General features: G+C 51.0%; 19 protein-coding genes and 1 pseudogene. 10 read left to right on the top strand and 10 right to left on the bottom strand.

From position 1 onward, the window contains the following. The first annotated feature begins 1 nt into the window (after window position 1). Genes ACXAGC_RS02345 through ACXAGC_RS02310 form a run of 8 tightly spaced genes read left to right on the top strand, consistent with a single transcriptional unit; the run spans window position 2 to window position 6,383 of the window. Window positions 2–1,330 carry a MotA/TolQ/ExbB proton channel family protein gene (locus ACXAGC_RS02345; RefSeq protein WP_474842078.1) on the top strand — a complete coding sequence of 443 codons (1,329 nt, stop codon included), beginning with the start codon at window positions 2–4 and terminating at the stop codon, window positions 1,328–1,330. Continuing rightward, entirely contained in the window at window positions 1,330–1,713 is a 384-nt protein-coding gene (locus ACXAGC_RS02340; protein ID WP_474842076.1) for a MotA/TolQ/ExbB proton channel family protein, read from the top strand. The genes ACXAGC_RS02345 and ACXAGC_RS02340 overlap by 1 nt, the downstream gene beginning before the upstream one ends. Then, the gene (locus ACXAGC_RS02335) at window positions 1,706–2,113 is read left to right on the top strand and encodes an ExbD/TolR family protein (protein ID WP_119503075.1); all 408 of its coding nucleotides are present in this window, start codon (window positions 1,706–1,708) and stop codon (window positions 2,111–2,113) included. Before ACXAGC_RS02340 ends, ACXAGC_RS02335 begins: the two co-directional genes overlap by 8 nt. Window positions 2,114–2,122: 9 nt before the next feature. After that, a complete protein-coding gene (locus tag ACXAGC_RS02330; protein WP_474842074.1) occupies window positions 2,123–2,746 on the top strand; it encodes an energy transducer TonB in 624 nt (207 codons plus the stop codon). Beyond that, a complete protein-coding gene (locus ACXAGC_RS02325; RefSeq protein ID WP_474842072.1) occupies window positions 2,746–4,116 on the top strand; it encodes a tetratricopeptide repeat protein in 1,371 nt (456 codons plus the stop codon). Before ACXAGC_RS02330 ends, ACXAGC_RS02325 begins: the two co-directional genes overlap by 1 nt. Further along, window positions 4,116–4,412, top strand: coding sequence for a hypothetical protein (locus ACXAGC_RS02320; RefSeq protein WP_474842070.1), 297 nt, complete (start codon window positions 4,116–4,118; stop codon window positions 4,410–4,412). The genes ACXAGC_RS02325 and ACXAGC_RS02320 overlap by 1 nt, the downstream gene beginning before the upstream one ends. Window positions 4,413–4,425: 13 nt before the next feature. After that, window positions 4,426–6,048: a PepSY-associated TM helix domain-containing protein gene (locus tag ACXAGC_RS02315; RefSeq protein WP_474842068.1), complete on the top strand. Its 1,623-nt coding sequence runs from the start codon at window positions 4,426–4,428 to the stop codon at window positions 6,046–6,048. Beyond that, window positions 6,045–6,383 carry a DUF3325 domain-containing protein gene (locus ACXAGC_RS02310; RefSeq protein WP_303572383.1) on the top strand — a complete coding sequence of 113 codons (339 nt, stop codon included), beginning with the start codon at window positions 6,045–6,047 and terminating at the stop codon, window positions 6,381–6,383. The genes ACXAGC_RS02315 and ACXAGC_RS02310 overlap by 4 nt, the downstream gene beginning before the upstream one ends. Before the next feature lie 21 nt (window positions 6,384–6,404). On the opposite strand, the gene ACXAGC_RS02305 is transcribed toward ACXAGC_RS02310, so the two are convergent. The 3 genes from ACXAGC_RS02305 to ACXAGC_RS02295 all read right to left on the bottom strand — a co-directional run bounded on the left by ACXAGC_RS02305 (window position 6,405) and on the right by ACXAGC_RS02295 (window position 7,731). Then, window positions 6,405–6,698: a high-potential iron-sulfur protein gene (locus ACXAGC_RS02305; protein ID WP_119503070.1), complete on the bottom strand. Its 294-nt coding sequence runs from the start codon at window positions 6,696–6,698 to the stop codon at window positions 6,405–6,407. Between the two features lie 183 nt (window positions 6,699–6,881). Further along, a complete protein-coding gene (locus ACXAGC_RS02300) occupies window positions 6,882–7,538 on the bottom strand; it encodes a flavin reductase family protein (protein ID WP_474842065.1) in 657 nt (218 codons plus the stop codon). A 1-nt stretch (window position 7,539) separates the two neighbouring features. Then, window positions 7,540–7,731: a zinc ribbon domain-containing protein gene (locus ACXAGC_RS02295; protein ID WP_119503069.1), complete on the bottom strand. Its 192-nt coding sequence runs from the start codon at window positions 7,729–7,731 to the stop codon at window positions 7,540–7,542. 151 nt (window positions 7,732–7,882) lie between these two features. Between ACXAGC_RS02295 and ACXAGC_RS02290 the strand changes: the two genes are divergently transcribed. Next, window positions 7,883–10,006: an exonuclease domain-containing protein gene (locus ACXAGC_RS02290; protein ID WP_474842063.1), complete on the top strand. Its 2,124-nt coding sequence runs from the start codon at window positions 7,883–7,885 to the stop codon at window positions 10,004–10,006. 116 nt (window positions 10,007–10,122) lie between these two features. Here ACXAGC_RS02290 and ACXAGC_RS02285 read toward each other — a convergent pair whose 3' ends face one another. The 6 genes from ACXAGC_RS02285 to aroQ all read right to left on the bottom strand — a co-directional run bounded on the left by ACXAGC_RS02285 (window position 10,123) and on the right by aroQ (window position 14,952). Then, window positions 10,123–11,043 (bottom strand): hypothetical protein, encoded by a 921-nt coding sequence (locus tag ACXAGC_RS02285; RefSeq protein WP_474842061.1) that lies wholly within the window; start codon window positions 11,041–11,043, stop codon window positions 10,123–10,125. 330 nt (window positions 11,044–11,373) lie between these two features. Next, entirely contained in the window at window positions 11,374–11,928 is a 555-nt protein-coding gene (locus ACXAGC_RS02280) for an outer membrane beta-barrel protein (protein ID WP_474842059.1), read from the bottom strand. A gap of 129 nt (window positions 11,929–12,057) precedes the next feature. Then, the gene (locus ACXAGC_RS02275) at window positions 12,058–12,555 is read right to left on the bottom strand and encodes a DUF3750 domain-containing protein (protein ID WP_474842391.1); all 498 of its coding nucleotides are present in this window, start codon (window positions 12,553–12,555) and stop codon (window positions 12,058–12,060) included. A gap of 126 nt (window positions 12,556–12,681) precedes the next feature. Next, window positions 12,682–14,025: an acetyl-CoA carboxylase biotin carboxylase subunit gene (accC, locus tag ACXAGC_RS02270; protein WP_474842057.1), complete on the bottom strand. Its 1,344-nt coding sequence runs from the start codon at window positions 14,023–14,025 to the stop codon at window positions 12,682–12,684. Window positions 14,026–14,038: 13 nt separating this feature from the next. Further along, window positions 14,039–14,500: an acetyl-CoA carboxylase biotin carboxyl carrier protein gene (gene accB / locus ACXAGC_RS02265; RefSeq protein WP_119503064.1), complete on the bottom strand. Its 462-nt coding sequence runs from the start codon at window positions 14,498–14,500 to the stop codon at window positions 14,039–14,041. Between the two features lie 20 nt (window positions 14,501–14,520). Further along, on the bottom strand, window positions 14,521–14,952 hold the full coding sequence (gene aroQ, locus ACXAGC_RS02260) for a type II 3-dehydroquinate dehydratase (RefSeq protein ID WP_474842054.1): 432 nt from the start codon (window positions 14,950–14,952) through the stop codon (window positions 14,521–14,523). A gap of 411 nt (window positions 14,953–15,363) precedes the next feature. Here aroQ and ACXAGC_RS02255 point away from each other — a divergent pair. Continuing rightward, window positions 15,364–15,702: pseudogene (locus ACXAGC_RS02255) on the top strand (TonB-dependent receptor); the annotation flags it as partial. Between the two features lie 77 nt (window positions 15,703–15,779). Here ACXAGC_RS02255 and ACXAGC_RS02250 read toward each other — a convergent pair. Then, the gene (locus ACXAGC_RS02250; RefSeq protein ID WP_474842052.1) at window positions 15,780–17,597 is read right to left on the bottom strand and encodes a protein-disulfide reductase DsbD; all 1,818 of its coding nucleotides are present in this window, start codon (window positions 17,595–17,597) and stop codon (window positions 15,780–15,782) included. Between the last annotated feature and the right edge of the window lie 170 nt (window positions 17,598–17,767).

Genomic DNA, 17,767 nt, shown 5'->3' with positions numbered 1-17,767 from the left:
GATGAAAAGAACTTTACTACTTATTATGCTGGCGTGGGCCTCTGCTGGTGCCGGTGCACAGCAACAGGACATGCTGAACAAAATTGAAAGCGCGAAGCGCAGTCTGAACAGCGCGGAATCACGCATCGTAAAAGAGCGGGTTTCGTTGTCCTCCACCCTCAGTCAGTTAGAAAAAGACGTGATGTCTTTACGGGACAAGACTGCGGTCGCCCGCCGTCTCGCAGATGAAAAAACACTGAGTCTGAGCAAGCTGGAAGAACGCTTATCTGAATGGAAAGAGCAGCAAACCTACCAACAGAACCTGCTCAACCGTTTCCTGCAACAGCAGGGCTTACCGTTTAATGAAGTCAACGCCATGGATACCGCCGCGAAAATGGCGGCTGTGTCTGACGCTGCAGTGAAAACCGCCTCTCTTCCCGGCTGGCAGCCCCGTACGCTGGTGCTGGAAAACGGTGAACTGGCCAGTGTACCGTCCCTCTCGGTAGGACCGGTTACCTGGTTTAAACACAATGATGCGGTAGGACTGGCTGAAACCGTATCCGGCAGACTGCAAACCAAAGGGATGTTGCCTTCAGGACTGGCGGCAACCATGCAGGAGCAGGCGGGCACCGTTGTCCTGGACCCGACCCTTGGCCGTGCACTTACCCGTGAGTCTGCAAACGAAGGTGTGATTGAACATGTGGTGAAAGGCGGTATCTGGGTAGTCCCTATTTTACTGTTCGCGTTGATTGCCACTGTTATTGGTCTGCTTAAAGTGGTGCAACTGCTCCGTCTGCCTAAAGTGATTCCGGTGCGGTCCCAGGCGATGCTGGATAAGATTCTGCAGTCAGGTGGCGCGGCGCGTGCCCAATTTAAAGGCATGCAGGAAGATTTACTTAAAATTGCTGAGCAGGCGGTAACGTTCCGTGACCGTGACGATCAGCTGTTCGTACAACTGCAACAAGACCGTCAGACCCTGGATAAGTGGATCAATGCTGTGGCTGTTACTGCCGCTGTGGCTCCGCTGCTGGGACTACTGGGAACGGTAAGCGGAATGATCGAAACCTTCCGCATGATGACATCATTCGGCTCAAGCGACCCTGAAGTGATTTCCGGCGGTATCGCCAAAGCACTGGTGACAACGGAGCTGGGTTTGATCGTCGCTATTCCTGCACTGATCCTGAATGCTCTCCTTAGCCGCAAAGCGCGCCAGTACTACACAGAACTGGAGAACTTTGCACTTATTTTAAGTGGCGACGAGGGCAACAGTCATCAGGAAGAGCTTGATGCGCAGGCGCGGGATACTGACACTGAATTGTCAGGGGCCGGACATCCATCCGGAGCAGGCTGATGATTGAATTATTCACCGGCAACCCCTTGTGCTGGGTCATGGTACTTACCGGCTGGTTTGCCTTTCAGCAAATCTGGATGCTGTACCTGAACCGGTTCGACAAGGACGTTCGCAATAAAGACAGCGACCCGTTAATGACGCCGTCCGTGCTGGTAGGGGCGTTGCCGCTGATGGGGCTGCTTGGCACCATCATGGGATTACAGGGCAGCTTTACCGGCATGATGACCGACGGGGCTGACAGTCAAATCGTGTCTGCAGGTATTGCCGATGCGTTATTTACAACTCAGCTGGGGCTGGTGATGGCTATCCCGGGCTGGTTATGTTTGTCATATGTGAAAGGACATCTGCACGATACGCAGGAAGGTGAGGTGAAACATGGCTAGTCGATTACAACGCCGGCTGGAAGCACAACCCATTCAGTCTATTGATATGTCACCACTGCTGGATGTGGTGTTTATCCTGTTGATTTTCTTCATCGTTTCCACGGTGTTCGTTAAAGAAACCGGGGTCGAAGTAGATAAGCCCCAGGCCATCTCGGCACAAAAGCTTGACCAGATGTCCATTCTTATTGCCATCACTGCTAATGGTGAGGTGATGTACGACAGCACCAACATCGGTGTTGCCGGGGTACGGGGAACGGTAGAGCAACTGATGGTGCAGGAAGTGCGTCCGGTGGTACTGCAGGTAGATAAAACCGTGTCGACAGATCTGCTGGTGGAAGTGATTGATGCCGCCAAAATGGCCGGTGCTGTTGACGTCAACATTGCCACAGCAAAATTGTGAGGATGCAGAATGAAAAAGCAACTTTCAGCATTTTTACTCAGCGGCGGTGTCATGATGGTGTCGCTGGGAATACTGACTCTGGGTTATTACCTCAACAGTGAAGACGGCCCTGAGCTTGAAGTCAGACAGCTTGATATTGCCATTGCACAGCCGCCCCCGCCGCCGCCCCCGCAAAGTCAGCAGGTGACTGAGCAGGCAGATGTGAATATGCAGGTGGAAGGTGCTGGTGCGCCTGTATCGATGGCGGATATTCAGGTGGATCCGGAAATTGAAATTGATAAACCGGAGCGGCCGGACGTGGCAATGGCGCAACCGGACTGGGCTGCACCGGAAATAGACTGGGAGGCTTACGCTCTCAGTGAACTGGACGGCAAGCCTACCTTGCTGACTCCGGTAAAAATCCGGTTCCCGAAAAAACTGAAACATCGCGGTATTGAACGGGTTGTGGTGAAGCTGGATGTAATGATTGATGAGAAGGGTGACGTCACCCTGATTGATATCGTCGACAACCCGCATCATGAACTTAATAAGGAAATTCAGCGCTTTGTGAAAGGCAGTAAATTCACTGCTCCGCACAAAGCCGATCACGCTGTCAGAGCAAGATTTATCTGGCCTGTGGAGATTGAAGCATAATGAAAAAATTCACGTTTAAACGATTAGGGTGCTGTGCGTTACTACTTGCTTTCACAGCGGGCGCGCAGGCAGAGGTTAAAGTATCGCTGGAAGAGCCGGTCTGGGAATTCAGTTACCGCGCCGGTAAAAGCGATGCCCACAGGAACAGAGTAAACCGTGACGAAGGTGAGTTCTTTCATAACGTACAGCCGTTGCTGCAAAAGCAGGATTTCAACGGCGTAGAGCAAGCCTGGAACACCTACCGTCAGGAACACGAAAAAGTCAGTGCCATGCTGCATGAAATGATGGGCCAGGTGTTTTTAAGCTTAAAGAAAAACAGTGAAGCGAAAAAACACTTCGAACTGGCGTTAAAGGAAGATCCTTCATCGTCAACTTCACACCGTGGCCTGAGCATGATTTATATGCTTGATGAGTCTTACGAAAAGGCCCGTGAACATGTGGTGGCTTCGCTGGCACTCGGGGTGTCTGACAGTCAGGTGTATGGCCAGCTCGGATACCTTAACCTGCAACTGGAAAAACCCCGCAGTGCTACCGCAGCCTACCAGAATGCCATGATGCTGGAACCCGGTAATGCCCAGTGGGCGCAGGGGCTGCTGTTTGCGCTGATTGCCAGTGACGCACTTCCCCAGGCGTCTTCACTGGTGGGAGAAATGCTCAGTGAAAAGCCAGACAGCGCAAGGTTATGGCTGCAACGCAGTCAGATTGCGATGAAAAGTCAGGATGATCTCACTGCTATCAGCAGCCTGGAAACGGCGCTGTCTCTGGGGGAAAAGCGTGCGGAAAATCTCACGACTCTGGCAAAACTTCATGTGAAGTCCGGCAGTCCGCATCGTGCGGTTGCGCTGCTTAACGATAACGTCAGTACGTTGCTGGCCGGCAACAGTGATGGCGCAGAGACCATGTTAAGTATTGCCAACTGGCTGGCGGCCAGTCAGGACTGGCAAAACCTGGGTGCTCTGGTCAGTACATTGGATAAAAACGCTAAACGCCTTGATAGCAGTAACACAGCAATGCTGAACGTTATGAAGGCGAACCTCGCCATTGCGAAGGATCAGAACAGTAAAGCGCAGGACTACCTGCTGACTGCTATTAAAGCCGCGCCGGCGAACGGTGATGCGCTGATGACGCTGGCAGCACTTCTGCGTAAAGAGAAGAAAGACGAACGTGCAAAAATGTATTACCTGCGTGCCGAAGCACTCCCCGAATATAAAGAACGGGCCATGCTGGGACGGGCACAGGTCGCCATTAATCAGAACGCTTACGCTGATGCACTGACGTTGCTTCGTCAGGTGTACAAATCGAATTCGGGACGCAGTGATTTGCTGAGCAATATTCAGTCTCTGGAAAATATTGTGAAGAACGCATCATAATGACAACACAACATCTCCCTTTCTATTCAGCACCTGCCTTTACGGTAACTGTCAGAGTCATTCTGGCGGTGGCGGGTGGTTATGCGGCGGCTACCGCAATCAGTTTGTTGCTGGCGGCCGGGTCAGAGGTGTCCGGCCGCCAGGAAATTGCCTTTATCCGTATGGTGTTTTTCCTTGCATGGACGGTTTATATTATCTGGATATTCGCCATCAATAACCATGTAAAAGCCTTCATCACCGCGCTGGCAATTAACGCCATGGCGTGGGGACTGGTGTGGTCCGGTGTAGCGTCATGAAGGGGAGACGGCAATGAAAGGTTCACTCAGACAGTCGATGACCTGGCTGCATACATGGAGCAGCATCACCGCGGGCTGGATCCTGTTCGCGATATTTTTTACCGGTACGCTGGCATTTTTCAGAAGTGAAATTACTCACTGGATGCAGCCTGAATTACATGTGTCTGTGCCGGCTGAGAACAGCGCTGAAGTGGCTTACCGCTATTTGCAGGGCAAGGCCACGGGGGCTCAGGAATGGCAAATTTCTTTACCGGGACCCAGAGAAGAAACGGTCAGTGCAAGCTGGCGCAATGGCGGGGAAAATCGCCAGCAAATGCGTTCGCAACGTGCCGTCCTGGATGCGTCTACCGGTGAGGAGCTGACACCGAGAGAAACCGCCGGTGGCAATTTTCTGTACCGCTTCCACTTTGAACTATACGGCGTACCGCGTGCTGCAGGTGAGACCTTCGTCGGCATTGTCAGCATGATGATGCTCATTGGTATTGTCAGCGGCGTGATCATGCACCGTAAAATCTTTGCAGATTTTTTCATGTTCAGGCCAAAGAAGAAGCTGCTTTCCTGGATAGACGGGCACGTTCTGGCATCCGTGCTGGCGCTGCCATTTCATCTGATGATCACATTCTCCGGCTTGTTACTGTTAGGAGGCACTTTGCTTCCGTGGAACGGCAGTGGTGGTGGTCATGGTGGACCTCCCGGTGGCGGAGGTCCGCAGGGACAGGGCGGGCCGCAACGGGGCGCACCGCAAGCGCGGGCAATACAACATAAGCCGGCAGCGCCGGTTGTGGACAATAGCGCCCTGCTGGCACAGGTTATGGCCAGTGCTTCTGCTGAATGGGGCGTACCTGCTGACCGCATCACCATTAAAAATCCGGGCACAGATAAAGCGACATTTTCTGTATCCGGTCCCAACCGTGTTGAGTTATCCGCCGGTCGTGGCGGGAACAGCGGGCTGGTTTTTAACTCTGAAGGTGAAATTCTTAAAGTAGAAGAGGCGTCTTCTGCACCGAATACCAGCCAGGCAATTTATAACTATATGGATATGCTGCATCAGGCCCGTTTTGCCGACAGTGTTACCCGCTGGCTGCTCTTTTTTGCCGGTATCCTGGGCACGTTAATGGTGGGGACCGGTTCTATCCTTTGGGTAGAGAAGCGCGCCAAAAAGCAAATGGGACGCAGAGGCTTCGAACTGGTGAGAGGCACGAACATTGGCGCTATCGCCGGGCTGATGGTGGCTACCGGTGCTTATTTCTGGGCGAACCGCCTGTTGCCTGTAGAATTGGCGACACGCAGTGACTGGGAAATACGTAGCTTTTTCATTGTGTGGGGGCTTTGTGTGGTAGCCGGACTGTTCAGACGCGACCGGAAAGGCTGGCTCTGGCAAACGCTGGCGGCTGCAGTGCTCTTCACCTTTATTCCGTTGCTGGATGTCGCTACATCACCTGTCCCGGTGCCTGATACGTTAAGGATCATATTCGATGCAGCCTGTCTTATCCTGGCCGCGCTGGCCTGGTATGCGGTGAGTAAGCTTAAGGCAGAACCTAAGTCAAAACGCGCGCCGTCAGGCCGCAAAGACAGCCTTGCCCGCCGGAGACGGCCTGCACCGGAAGCGGGCAGCACCGGGGAGCAGACAGCATGATGACATTTCTGTGTTTACTGCTGTGCATTGCCGGTTTCCTGCACTTTTCTATGGCTAATCCGAAACATTTCCGTGCGGTCACCGGTGATGAGATTGAAAATGTGCCCGGGGGCAGGCTGATATTTCAGACGCTGGCAGTGTGTTTTCTGACTGTAGCGACGTTTCCGGCGATAGCCGGCTGGCAAACTGAAATCGGACTGGTTGTGTGGTGCGGATTGCTGCATGTGGCAGCGGTACTGGTGTCTTTGCTGTTTACTTATCAGCAGGATGCGCTGGCATTTGTATGGCGCTGGTGTGTGCCGGGAGGCTGGCTTCAGCGGGTATTACCCCGCTGATCCAACTGTCCGGGTTCAAACTTAGCCCGGACGTTTTACCCAGGCACTGCACCAGCCGTTGGTGTTAACCAGTTTACCCGGGAAAATGGCGCAGGGACGGTGAGCTTGTCCGTCCTCACCCTGAATGTACATGCAATTACCGCACTGAGACCCTTCCACCGTTGATTTCGGGGTATATTTCAATGCCTGTGCTGTGGGGTCGTCGGTCTGCAGTTGCTCCTGTGCCTGTGCGCGAAGTGCAGTGCCACCTAACGTCAAACCGATCAGTGTGGTGCCTGACAGTTTTAGGAAATCACGACGGTTCACATTACTCATAATTTGCTCCCATAAAGCTTAAACGAGAATGATTTGTTTTTATTTGGTCTTATAACGTAAAAAACCTGCCGCGATGACAGGTTTACCATGACAATAGTTATACGACACATTTACGGGACTGCCAAATCGTTCCGTCACATATTTGATGTAGATTAACTTTTCTTCACCGCAGGACCTGTGCATTTACGCGTTTTTACCTGCCAGCGTGACGGGTTTGTCCGGTTTCGCATAGGCATAACGGGCGATGGGTTCCGCACGGTGGTAAGTATCCAGCCCGCTGATACAGGCAAGATTCATTTTCTCCAAATCCAGTTGTCCGTCCTCACCGGTGGCCCCCTCCATCACGTAAATATCAAGCACCCTGCCAATGACCAGTACTGTCTTATTACATTGCAGCGTGGTTATTTCTTCTGCCGCCATGGCCATACGCAAAGGACTTTGAGCGACGAAAGGCGCGGCGAATCCGTCTTCTTTCAGCGGTGTTAAGCCCGTGGCATCAAACTCACTGGTGTGTTCATCATAGCGGGCAGAAGTCTGGTGAGCTTTATCTGTCCAGCCGGCGCTGACTGCATTAATGGTGTACACACCGGTTTCACGAATATTTTCCAGCGTTTGCCGTGGCACAGTGTGCGGACGTAACAACATGCCCTGAAGAGGAGGATGCGCCCCCACGTGAAATACAGAGCTGATAATGGCCAGGTTATCCCGTTTACCGTCAGTGGTGCCTACAAGGTTGGCCCCTTTGTAGCCTGACAAGCAGTTGATCAGGTTCGTTCGGGTCTGTTTTTCCAGCTCATTAATAGCAGCAGAGGAAAAATGCCGCATGGACGGGTCAGTCATATCAGGCATTCTCCTGCTCAACCTGCACAGTTAAGTTGTCGCCGTCACTGTACACTGTCATTTCAATAGGCTGACAGCAGACCTGGCAATCCAGTACCTGCATAACATTGATATCGTTCTGCTCATCAATTTCTACTTCATTCGGCTCCATGCAATAGGGGCAGTGAAATAACTTAGGGGTCGTCAGACTCATAACCACTCCGGATAACTGATTAAAATGATGTTGCTAACCTTTGATATACGAAGAAAACAGATAACCGGATTGTAAGGAAACTGCATCCGGCGGGTTGATTAAAGTGGCTGTATAAATATACACTTGGTCAGGTGTACAGTGTCCGGTGCAGATGATGCGTAAAACGTTGCCTGAAAAATATTATCTTGATCACTTCCGAGAGTTTTTGTCCTTTTTCGACGGTGCCAGTGGCGCATTGCTGGACGACAGCGCCCGGCGTTTTATTGAGGATTTCAATGCACTGCCGGAACCGCAGCAATGCATCATCGCCCGTGCAGCAAATCGCAAATACGCCATCATCAACCGTGAGCATTTCTACTACGAAGAAATACCGCATCCGCAGCAGCAAATAGATGCGCTTTCCGCCTCCGGCTGGTTCGGGTGTGTAACAGAAGCGCCGCTGCAGGAACTGGCCGGTATGCTGACCAAGGCTGATATTCTTCAATATCTGCATGATCTCGGGATCAGCGGTCAGCCTGCTTCAGCTAAAAAAAGTGTACTGATGTCAGGCTTATTCGATGGCATAAAACGTCATGGCTGGCCGGCGTCATTGTCGGTGGAGCATTTACTGTTTTGCCGCTTCGATGCCACTATGCGTTATTTGCTGTTTCTGTTCTTCGGCAACATCAAAGGGCGGCTGAATCAGTTTTCCATGCGTGATCTCGGTATTATGCGTACGCGGGGCCAGGCTGTGTCTGATCAGGCACGCTTCGAATTGCCGGAGGATGCCGGCGCTGCTTTTTACTATGCTTCACGCACCGGCGAACTGGATTTTCTTGATGATGAGGCCTGTCTGGCAGCAGCAAAAGCCCCCGTGCCGGAAACCTTCTCCACCATTTCAGCAGTGCTGGCGGAAAAATACCACGCAAAACTGGGGTCAAAGCTGCTTTCTGTCGACCGGCAGGCTGCACTGACTTTTCTTGAGCAGTCTCCCGGCGACACAGCAAAAGAAAAATGGATTCGGGAAGCTTACAAAGAAGGGTTGAAAGACGAGGTGAAGCAAAGCCTGGAAAGCATTATCGACTCCCCGCCCTCTGATACATTGCTGGCTTTCGCAGAAGATTTTTATCAGCGTAAATATCATAAGAAGCGCACCAGTATAGTGACGGATATGTTGCGCAACGCATTCCGTACACTGCAACTTGACGAGAGTCAGAATCAGTCTGTTGAACGGGGCGTCATTGCCTGGTATCAGCGTCACGGCGCTGAAGCCTGGCGAACCGAGAATCGCTTGTGGCGGAGTCTGTTTGCCCTCACGTTCTGGACATTATTGTTTGAAGAGGATGCGCCGGTAACTGCCTTCGACCGGCGTCCCCAAAGCCTGAAGAATAATGCTTTCTACGAGTCATTTGCGGTAAAAATTGATGAGCTGCTGGCAAGTTTTACTACTGCAGACGCACTGATGAAGCACGTAACGGCCATGGCCGCTGCCCATTATGGTGAATCGAACAGCCTGTTCCTGTGGGGAACAAAATTGCTGGATCCGGTCAAAGGGTTGCTGACGCATGCGCCGGTTACACAAGTAACAGCCATGCTGAAAATGATGGCGCAGGACTTTGCCAGTCTGCGTGACGGTTTTCCCGATATTATGGTGGTGGAAAACGGGGCGCTGCGGTTTGAAGAAATTAAGGCGCCCGGCGATCAGCTTCGCCGCAACCAGCTTGTCAGTATTCAGAAGCTGCAGCAGGCCGGATTTGATGTGCAAATAACGCAGGTAAGCTGGTACCGTGACCCGGAGCAGCCCTATGCTGTCGTTGATATCGAAACCACGGGCGGCAACAGCCAGTATCACCGGATCACCGAAGTCGGCATTGTGAAAATTATCAACGGGGTAGTGGTGGATGAGTGGCAGTCTCTAATCAATCCGCAGCGACACATTCCTTCGTCTATTACCCGGCTGACCGGGATCAGTAATGACATGGTCGCCGGTGCACCGGTGTTTGCCGACGTAGCTGAATCCATCGAAGCGTTTACCCGCGACTGTGTGTTTGTCGCCCATAACGTTAATTTCGACTATGGATTTATCAAGCAGGAATTTGCCCGTCTTGAGCAGCCTTTCCGGCGGCCCAAGTTGTGTACTGTCAGAGAGTCCAGAAAAGCCTTTCCCGGACTTGCCTCATATTCACTGGCGGCGCTGACAAAACACTTCGGCATTGATATGGAACAGCATCACCGGGCATTATCTGATGCAAGGGCGTCAGGCGAACTGCTGGTGATGACGCAGCAACAGGATTAAAAATGCTTAATGCATCGTTGCTGAACCCGCGGGTTTTCTCCTGCGTATTTTATTATGCACTGTTGAAGTGTGTACGCGTTCTTGCTGTTTGGCCTTCTCTCCGGGAAGGCCTTTTTTTATAACTTCATTTTTAAACCGGTGAGAATACGCTCAACGTTGTCCACCACGTCCAGCCGGATAAACCATTCTGCATCTTCTGCGAACAGCGCACTGCCGCCTATTTCGCCGGAAAAGCCATGACCGTATCCGAGAAAGTCCTCGGTGAGTTCCGCACGGGAACCCAGCCCTTCATCAACCCGGGAAGCGTAGACAAAGTAGGACAGCGGATAGTTTTTAATGGCACCTTCCCCGGCAACGCCAATAATGGCTTTATTGCGTGACTGGTCAAGACGCTGGATCCACTCAATAAATACTTCGTGCTGCGGGTGCCAGGCATAGCGGTATTCACTGCGGACAAAATTACCGCCTGTCATGCGCTCCAGACTGATCTCAAAGCCGGCTTTATCTGAAAAACGGCCCGAATATTCCAGCTCTGCATAATCCAGTTTCGCCGGTAGTTGCAGAGCATCTGAGGGATCCTGATTATCCAGTTGCCCGGCAACCAGTTCTACGGCGTGATGACTGTTCAGATTAACCACATGGCGAATACCTTCAATCCAGCCGTCCTTCGACAAGCCGGTGGAAGATACCCGCCCTTTGTAGGTGGGAATAATACCAATCTCCGTCTTGCCTGCAGATGACGTATGTCTGACATATAAACGACGGACATGAAGCTGCTGGCTGCTACCGTCAAACAAGGTGTTGTGGCTTGAAGAGAAGTCATTACCGGTGACAATAAAACTGTTCAGGCTCCAGCTTTCCCCCATAGCGAGTTGAGGATAATAGCGGATCCGGTATTGAGTGCGGTGATCTCTGTCTGAGCGGGCATCTGAACGAACCTGTAAATCCAGCTTGTCGTTAAAAGACCATTCACTCTGACCCGAAGCACTGGTGCCGATAAAAAGAGCAACACACAAACCTGAAAAATACCGCCACATAACACTGCTTTCCATATACCGGACACAAATAAACCAAACACAATACGATGAATTTATTACATTAGCTCAGGCGACAAATGTTCGGGCAAAAAAAAGCCAGCACGGGGCTGGCATAGAAGTGGAACGTAATGAGATTGGGAACTCAAACACATCGGGAGAGATGTTCAGGAAGAGGTCTTCCCGTTTGAAGTTGAGATTATAATAGCGCTGACCAGCTGGTCCGGATATCGGGAAAAAGCGATGAGTGAAATCGTATTTTACGAATGATCTTGCGAGTGATTAAACGAGGCACAGGAGAGAGGCGGAAGCACCGCCTCCCTGCATGCAAAATCAAAAGCGGTAACCAATACCCGCCATCAATGCCGCAGAAACGTCATCGCCAGAGTCTGATACTGCTGTTGATTCGAGCTTGGCATAAAAGCCCTGCGCCTTACCTGAAAAGGTGAATCTCGCGCCTATTCCGGCAGTAAACTCATTTCTGCGATAGGTACTCGTGTAAGAGCCGGGAATGCATTCAAATTCATTACAGATAACGGAGTCTATCACTGCGTTGTCTTCATCTATCCGCGATACCCCCAGCTTTCCATAGAAACGGAACCAGTCTGTATTGAAATCGTGACCCAAATTTAACCCGGCGTAGGCAATGGTAATCATCCCCTTTTCACGGCCATATTTGAATTCTACAGAGGTAATTTCATTGAAATCGTATCCGGCTTCCACATACTGACCGGAGTAGCCGCAACTACTGCAATCTTCGGACGTTGTTGTGAAAAAACCGGCTCCGGCGTAAAGACCACTGTCTTCATCAGCCAAAGCAGTGGGAGCAAACAAACCGGCGGCAACTGCAGAAGCTAACAGCGGGGCTGCTTTGAAAAAAGACGACATAAAACAACTCCTTAATGAATCGTCAGACACACCTGTAAAGAGCAGGTATCTGATGCACCAGTCCGTCCGGTGCACTCATAAGGTAGATGCTGATGAAGTGTTAAGCCACCCGCGAAGTGTAACCAAACATTACCTGGCGTAACCTGAACCAATCGCGGTAAGAGGCATATCCAGTTCAAGCTCAGGAACCTGAAGGCCTACCCAGGCCGGAAAGGTATTGCTGTTCGGTCCCGGAAAAAGGGTATATTCATTTGCCCAGGGATAGCGGGCAACGGCTTCCTGCACCTTAGGTAACAAAGCTCTGGCTTTTTCACCGGTAACCGAAAGGACTTTCTCCGGCTTTGCTCCATACCAGTAGCGATCCGGCGTCGGCGTAGTGTACTCCCTCAGCGCAGGCAGGCCACTTTTTACCCGCCAGCCAGTGACTTCATACACTGTGTACTCCGGTGCATCCTGCGGCTTTACCGCAATCCAGGTATGCACGGCAAACCAGCCACGCCAGCTGTAGGCATCAGCCGCATAGACTTCGATAACCGCGTCAGAAAAGTTATCCGGCGCATAAGCAATGCCCGCAGGCTCTCTGGACGCACTGCGCCAGTCCTGACTGGAACATCCAGCGGTGATCATAATGAGCGTGAGTAACAAAAATTTTCGCACAGTTTTCTCCTTTTCTTCGTTTCATACTCTCAGGACGGTGAAAACAGCACAAACAAAAACACCCGCAAAAGCGGGTGTTTTATCGATTTTTGACGTTTACGCCATACCGAGTTTCTTCTCGAGATAGTGGATGTTAGTACCACCGGCAAAGAAGTTTTCATCGGCCATGATACGGCGCTGTAACGGGATGTTGGTTTTAATGCCGTCTACTACCAGTTCGTCCAGCGCGTGGCGCATACGGGCAATGGCTTCATCACGGCTTTCACCGTAAGTGATGAGTTTACCAATCATGGAATCATAATACGGCGGTACGCTGTAGCCGCTGTAAATATGCGATTCCCAGCGTACACCCAGACCACCCGGTGAGTGGAAAGTGTTGATTGTGCCAGGGCTTGGAATGAACGTGTCCGGGTCTTCCGCATTGATACGGCATTCAATGGCGTGACCACGAATTTGTACCTGTGACTGGTCAACAGACAGTGGCTGACCGCCAGCAATGCGAAGCTGTTCTTTAATCAGATCAACGCCGGTGATCATTTCAGAAACAGGGTGTTCTACCTGAATACGGGTGTTCATTTCGATGAAATAGAATTCGCCGTTTTCGTACAGGAATTCGAAAGTACCTGCACCGCGGTAACCAATTTCTACACAAGCTTTACAGCAGCGCTCGCCAATTTTGTTGCGCATTTGCTCTGAGATACCAGGCGCCGGCGCTTCTTCCACAACTTTCTGGTGACGACGTTGCATTGAACAGTCACGTTCACCTAAGTGAATCGCATTGCCCTGACCGTCTGACAGTACCTGTATCTCAACGTGACGGGGATTCTCAAGGAACTTTTCCATGTACACAACCGGGTTACCGAACGCGGCACCGGCTTCTGCCTGTGTGGTTGCGATAGATTGGATCAGTTCGCTTTCGCTGCGTACAACACGCATACCACGACCACCACCACCACCGGCAGCTTTAACGATGATTGGGTAACCAATGCGTTTAGCAATGGCTTTGTTGCGTTCTTCATCGTCGGTCAGCGGGCCATCGGAACCCGGTACACAAGGTACACCGGCTTTTTTCATGGCGTTAATCGCTGACACTTTGTCGCCCATCAGGTTAATGGTGTCCGCTTTCGGACCAACGAAGATAAAACCGCTTTTCTCGACCGCTTCAGCAAACGCTGCGTTTTCCGCCAGGAAGCCGTAGCCGGGGTGAATGGCAATTGAATTGGTTACCTCCGCCGCAGCAATAATGCGCGGAATGTTCAGGTAACTTTCAGTTGCAGAAGCACCACCGATACAGATGGATTCATCTGCCAGCAGTACGTGTTTTAAGTTTCTGTCCGCGGTAGAGTGCACGGCTACGGTTTTGATGCCCAGTTCTTTACAGGCACGCAAAATACGTAACGCGATTTCTCCGCGGTTAGCTATGAGTACTTTATCTAACATATCGGCCGCCTGATTATTCGATGATGAACAGAGGCTGATCGAACTCTACCGGTTCCTGGTTTTCAACCAGAATAGCTTTAACAACACCCGCTTTGTCAGCTTCAATCTGGTTCATCATCTTCATTGCTTCGATGATACAAAGGGTATCGCCAACGTTTACAGACTGACCGACTTCAACGAATGACTTGGCAGTAGGAGAAGAAGCGCGGTAGAACGTACCAACCATCGGAGATTTAACCTGATGGCCAGTAGGACCTTGCTCGGCAGCCGGTGCTTCAGCAACAGGCGCAGCGGCAGCAACAGGTGCTGCTACAGGAGCAGGCGCTGGTGCAGCATAATTGTAAGCCATTGGTGCAGCGGCACCAGTAGGTCCACGGTGGATGCGTACAGATTCCTCACCTTCAGTGATTTCCAGTTCGGCAATACCGGATTCTTCAACCAGTTCGATGAGTTTTTTAATTTTTCTGATATCCATTGTCATTTCTCGTTTTTAATTCAGTTTTTCAGGTTCAGGGCTGCCGTCAATGCGAGTTCATAACCAATGGCACCTAAGCCAAGGATGACACCTGCAGCAACGTCAGATAGATATGAATGATGGCGGAAAGGTTCCCTTGCATGCACATTTGACAAATGCACTTCAATGAAAGGGATGTTTACACTTAACAGTGCATCACGAAGGGCGACACTGGTATGTGTAAATGCCGCAGGATTGATGATGATAGCATCCACCTTTCCCATGGCATCATGAATGCGGTTGATCAATTCGTGTTCTGCGTTAGACTGGAAATGGCTCAGTGACGCACCTGCCGCGCTGGCTTTTTCAGCCAGATTATCGACAATGTCCTGAAGCGTCTGGTAACCGTAGGTTTCCGGTTCACGCTTGCCCAACATATTCAGGTTGGGGCCATTAAGTAACAAAATTTCCATAAACTTGCTGCTATCTTTCTTAAAATGATTGCTTACAACGCATTTCAACAGAAAATAACTCTGCTTGCACGAATTTTGGACCACGAATTGTGGATTTCCACCAGGTTAACGGCAGATTATAGAGGATGAGATAGTTTTCGCAGCAAAATACTGGTCTAATCAGGGGAAATAGACGCAAGATTAGATGATAATCTATGGTTTTTTAACACTCTCTATACCAGCTAGACGCTTTTCCATTCTTCCGCGAACATTTGTTTGCACTTAATGTCGTCACCGGCACTTTATTCCCGGCAGCCACGTGTACCTACCTGGTTATTTGTTTCTGCGCATCTTGCCGGTACGGTTAATTTTGTTAGGGAAGATGCGATTAAGTCCCCGATGTTAGATCATATCTGCATAGTAGATCAAAGCCGTCGTCACGTGTTCAAGATGTATGGTTCATATGACGTCACTGAAGACTTCACTGTGGGCTTTAACTCTACGCTTTCAAGCGGTCGTCCGCTGTCTGCGTTTGGTCAGGGCTACCCGGATACAGATCCGAATGTATACGGCAGCTGCGGCGATACGTTCTACATCTATCAGGGCTGTGCTGTAGAGGGTGATACCTGTGCACAGGAAGACAAGCTGTACCGCTATGCACCACGTGGCAGTGCAGGTCGTACACCGTGGACCTTCAAGGTTGACTTGTCAGCAGCTTACAGCTGGCAGGCTCCGCGCTCAGTAAGATTAACGTTCGAGGCGCGTTACTAAAATAACGTCTCACCCGGACCAGAAGCCCCTTCTCCCAAGGGGCTTTTTTTATGCCTGCGGTTTAGCGGGCCGGTCCGCTATTGATTGCCCAGTGCCCGGTTCACGTGGTCAGCAAATGCGTCTGCTCTCATAAACCCCGTTACCCTGGACTGATTGATTTCTTCACCGGCAGTATTGAAAAACAAAATAGTAGGTAATCCCAGTACATCAAACTCGTCCTGGAAAGCCAGGTTCACCGGCGTGTTCTCTGTGAGATCGATTTGCATCCATACCGTGTTTGAAAGCGCAGAGATGACCGCCTCATCGGGAAAGGTGTACTTCTCAAATTCTTTACAGGCCACACACCAGTCGGCGTACAGGTCGACCATCACCGTTTTGCCTTCGGCATTTGCAGCAGCCAGCTTCTGCTCAAAGTCATCCAGGTTTTTAACGACCATAAATTCCGGATGACCCGCATCATTCCCGTGCTGACCACTTTGTTGCGCAACCGGCGATGACGTGCCGCCAAACAGCGTGACATAACCGGTCATGGCGCTGGCGAATAAGCCCAGTGAAACAAGCAAGGTGCGTACACCCTTCATGAAAGACGGCTGTGTGGGCTGATTGACTACGCTATAGTAAGAGAAGGTAGCAAGACCCGTTAATGCCCATAGCAGATTAGTCCAGGACGAAGACCACAGGCGCTCGATAAACAGAATCGCTACGGCCAGCATCATAAAGCCGAAGCTCACCTTCACCACGTTCATCCAGTTACCGGCCTTCGGAAGCAGTTTTCCGCCAGTCATACCAAACAGAATAAGAGGAATACCCATTCCCAGGCTAAGTACGTACAGTGAAATGAAGCCCAATGTCATGTCGCCGGTTTGTGCGATAAACAATAAAATACCGGTAAGTGGTGCGGTGGTGCAGGGAGAAGCCACCAGACCGGACAGCACACCCATCACAAACACGCCGGCAAAATTGCCGCGTTTCTGATTATTGCTTACATCGTTAAGTTTACTCTGCCAGGACGACGGCAACTGAATTTCATACACGCCGAACATGGCCATAGCCAGCGCAATAAACAGCACAATAAACACGCCCAGAATGGCCGGGTGCTGAAGGGCTGCCTGGAACTGTACGCCCGCCGAAGCAACCACAAGACCTAAAATGGAGTAGGTGATCGCCATGCCCTGCACGTACACAAAGCTTAAGGTGAAGGCGCGGCTTAAGCTCATGCCTTTACCCTGACCCAGCACGATGCCGGATAAAATGGGGTACATGGGGAATACGCATGGAGTGAAGGCAAGGCCAATGCCCAGTGCCAGAAACAGTAATAGAGTCACAGGCAGATTGTCTTTGTCAGCCAGCCTTTCAGCCAGCCCGAACTGCTCAGATTTTACCGCTTCGCCGCTGGCTTCTGAAGACGAGCTGTCCTGCTCAGCGGGTTCTGCATTACCCACAGCAGACAGATAAATCACTTTTACGGTCGGGGGATAACACAGGCCGGCGTCAGCACACCCCTGGAAACGGACCTTCACCACGCCATCCTCTTTGGCCTGGTTTACCGGTACGGTAAAGGAAACATTGTGGTAGTACACTTCGGTGAGACCAAAAAACTCATCTTCTTTTTCTTTGCCCTCAGGAAATACCGGCTCACCTAATTCGACGTCTTTCCCCACCAGTTTGAACTGGTGCTTATAAAGGTAGTAATCATCTGCAATAGTAAAGTTAAGGGTGAGTTCATCGTCGTTTTGCTGAAAATCAAACACGAAAGCGTCATCAACAGGCAGAAAGTCAGGCTCTTCCTGTTGCGGGAAGGCGTCTCCCTGATTGAAATCCGGAATTTGTGCTGAGGTCTGTGCGGGCAGCAATAAACACAGGCAAATAAACAGCAGGGACGAAAAATACTTCATAACAAGCTTATCCTTCAGAAAAAGCGCAATATCGCGGATGGTGGCTCAGCCGTCCCGATCCGGATACTGCATTATCAGGGTGCAACGGACATTTCCCATAACTGACCGTGGCAGTAGCGGTATTCTTTCAGATTTTTCTGTTCAGAACGAATCCCTTACCGTGAAAACTG

The organism is Alteromonas sp. AWJ4_197 (assembly GCF_056160285.1).
The sequence above is the reverse complement of the archived record's forward strand: the minus strand, read 5'-3'. Positions and strand labels throughout refer to the sequence as shown.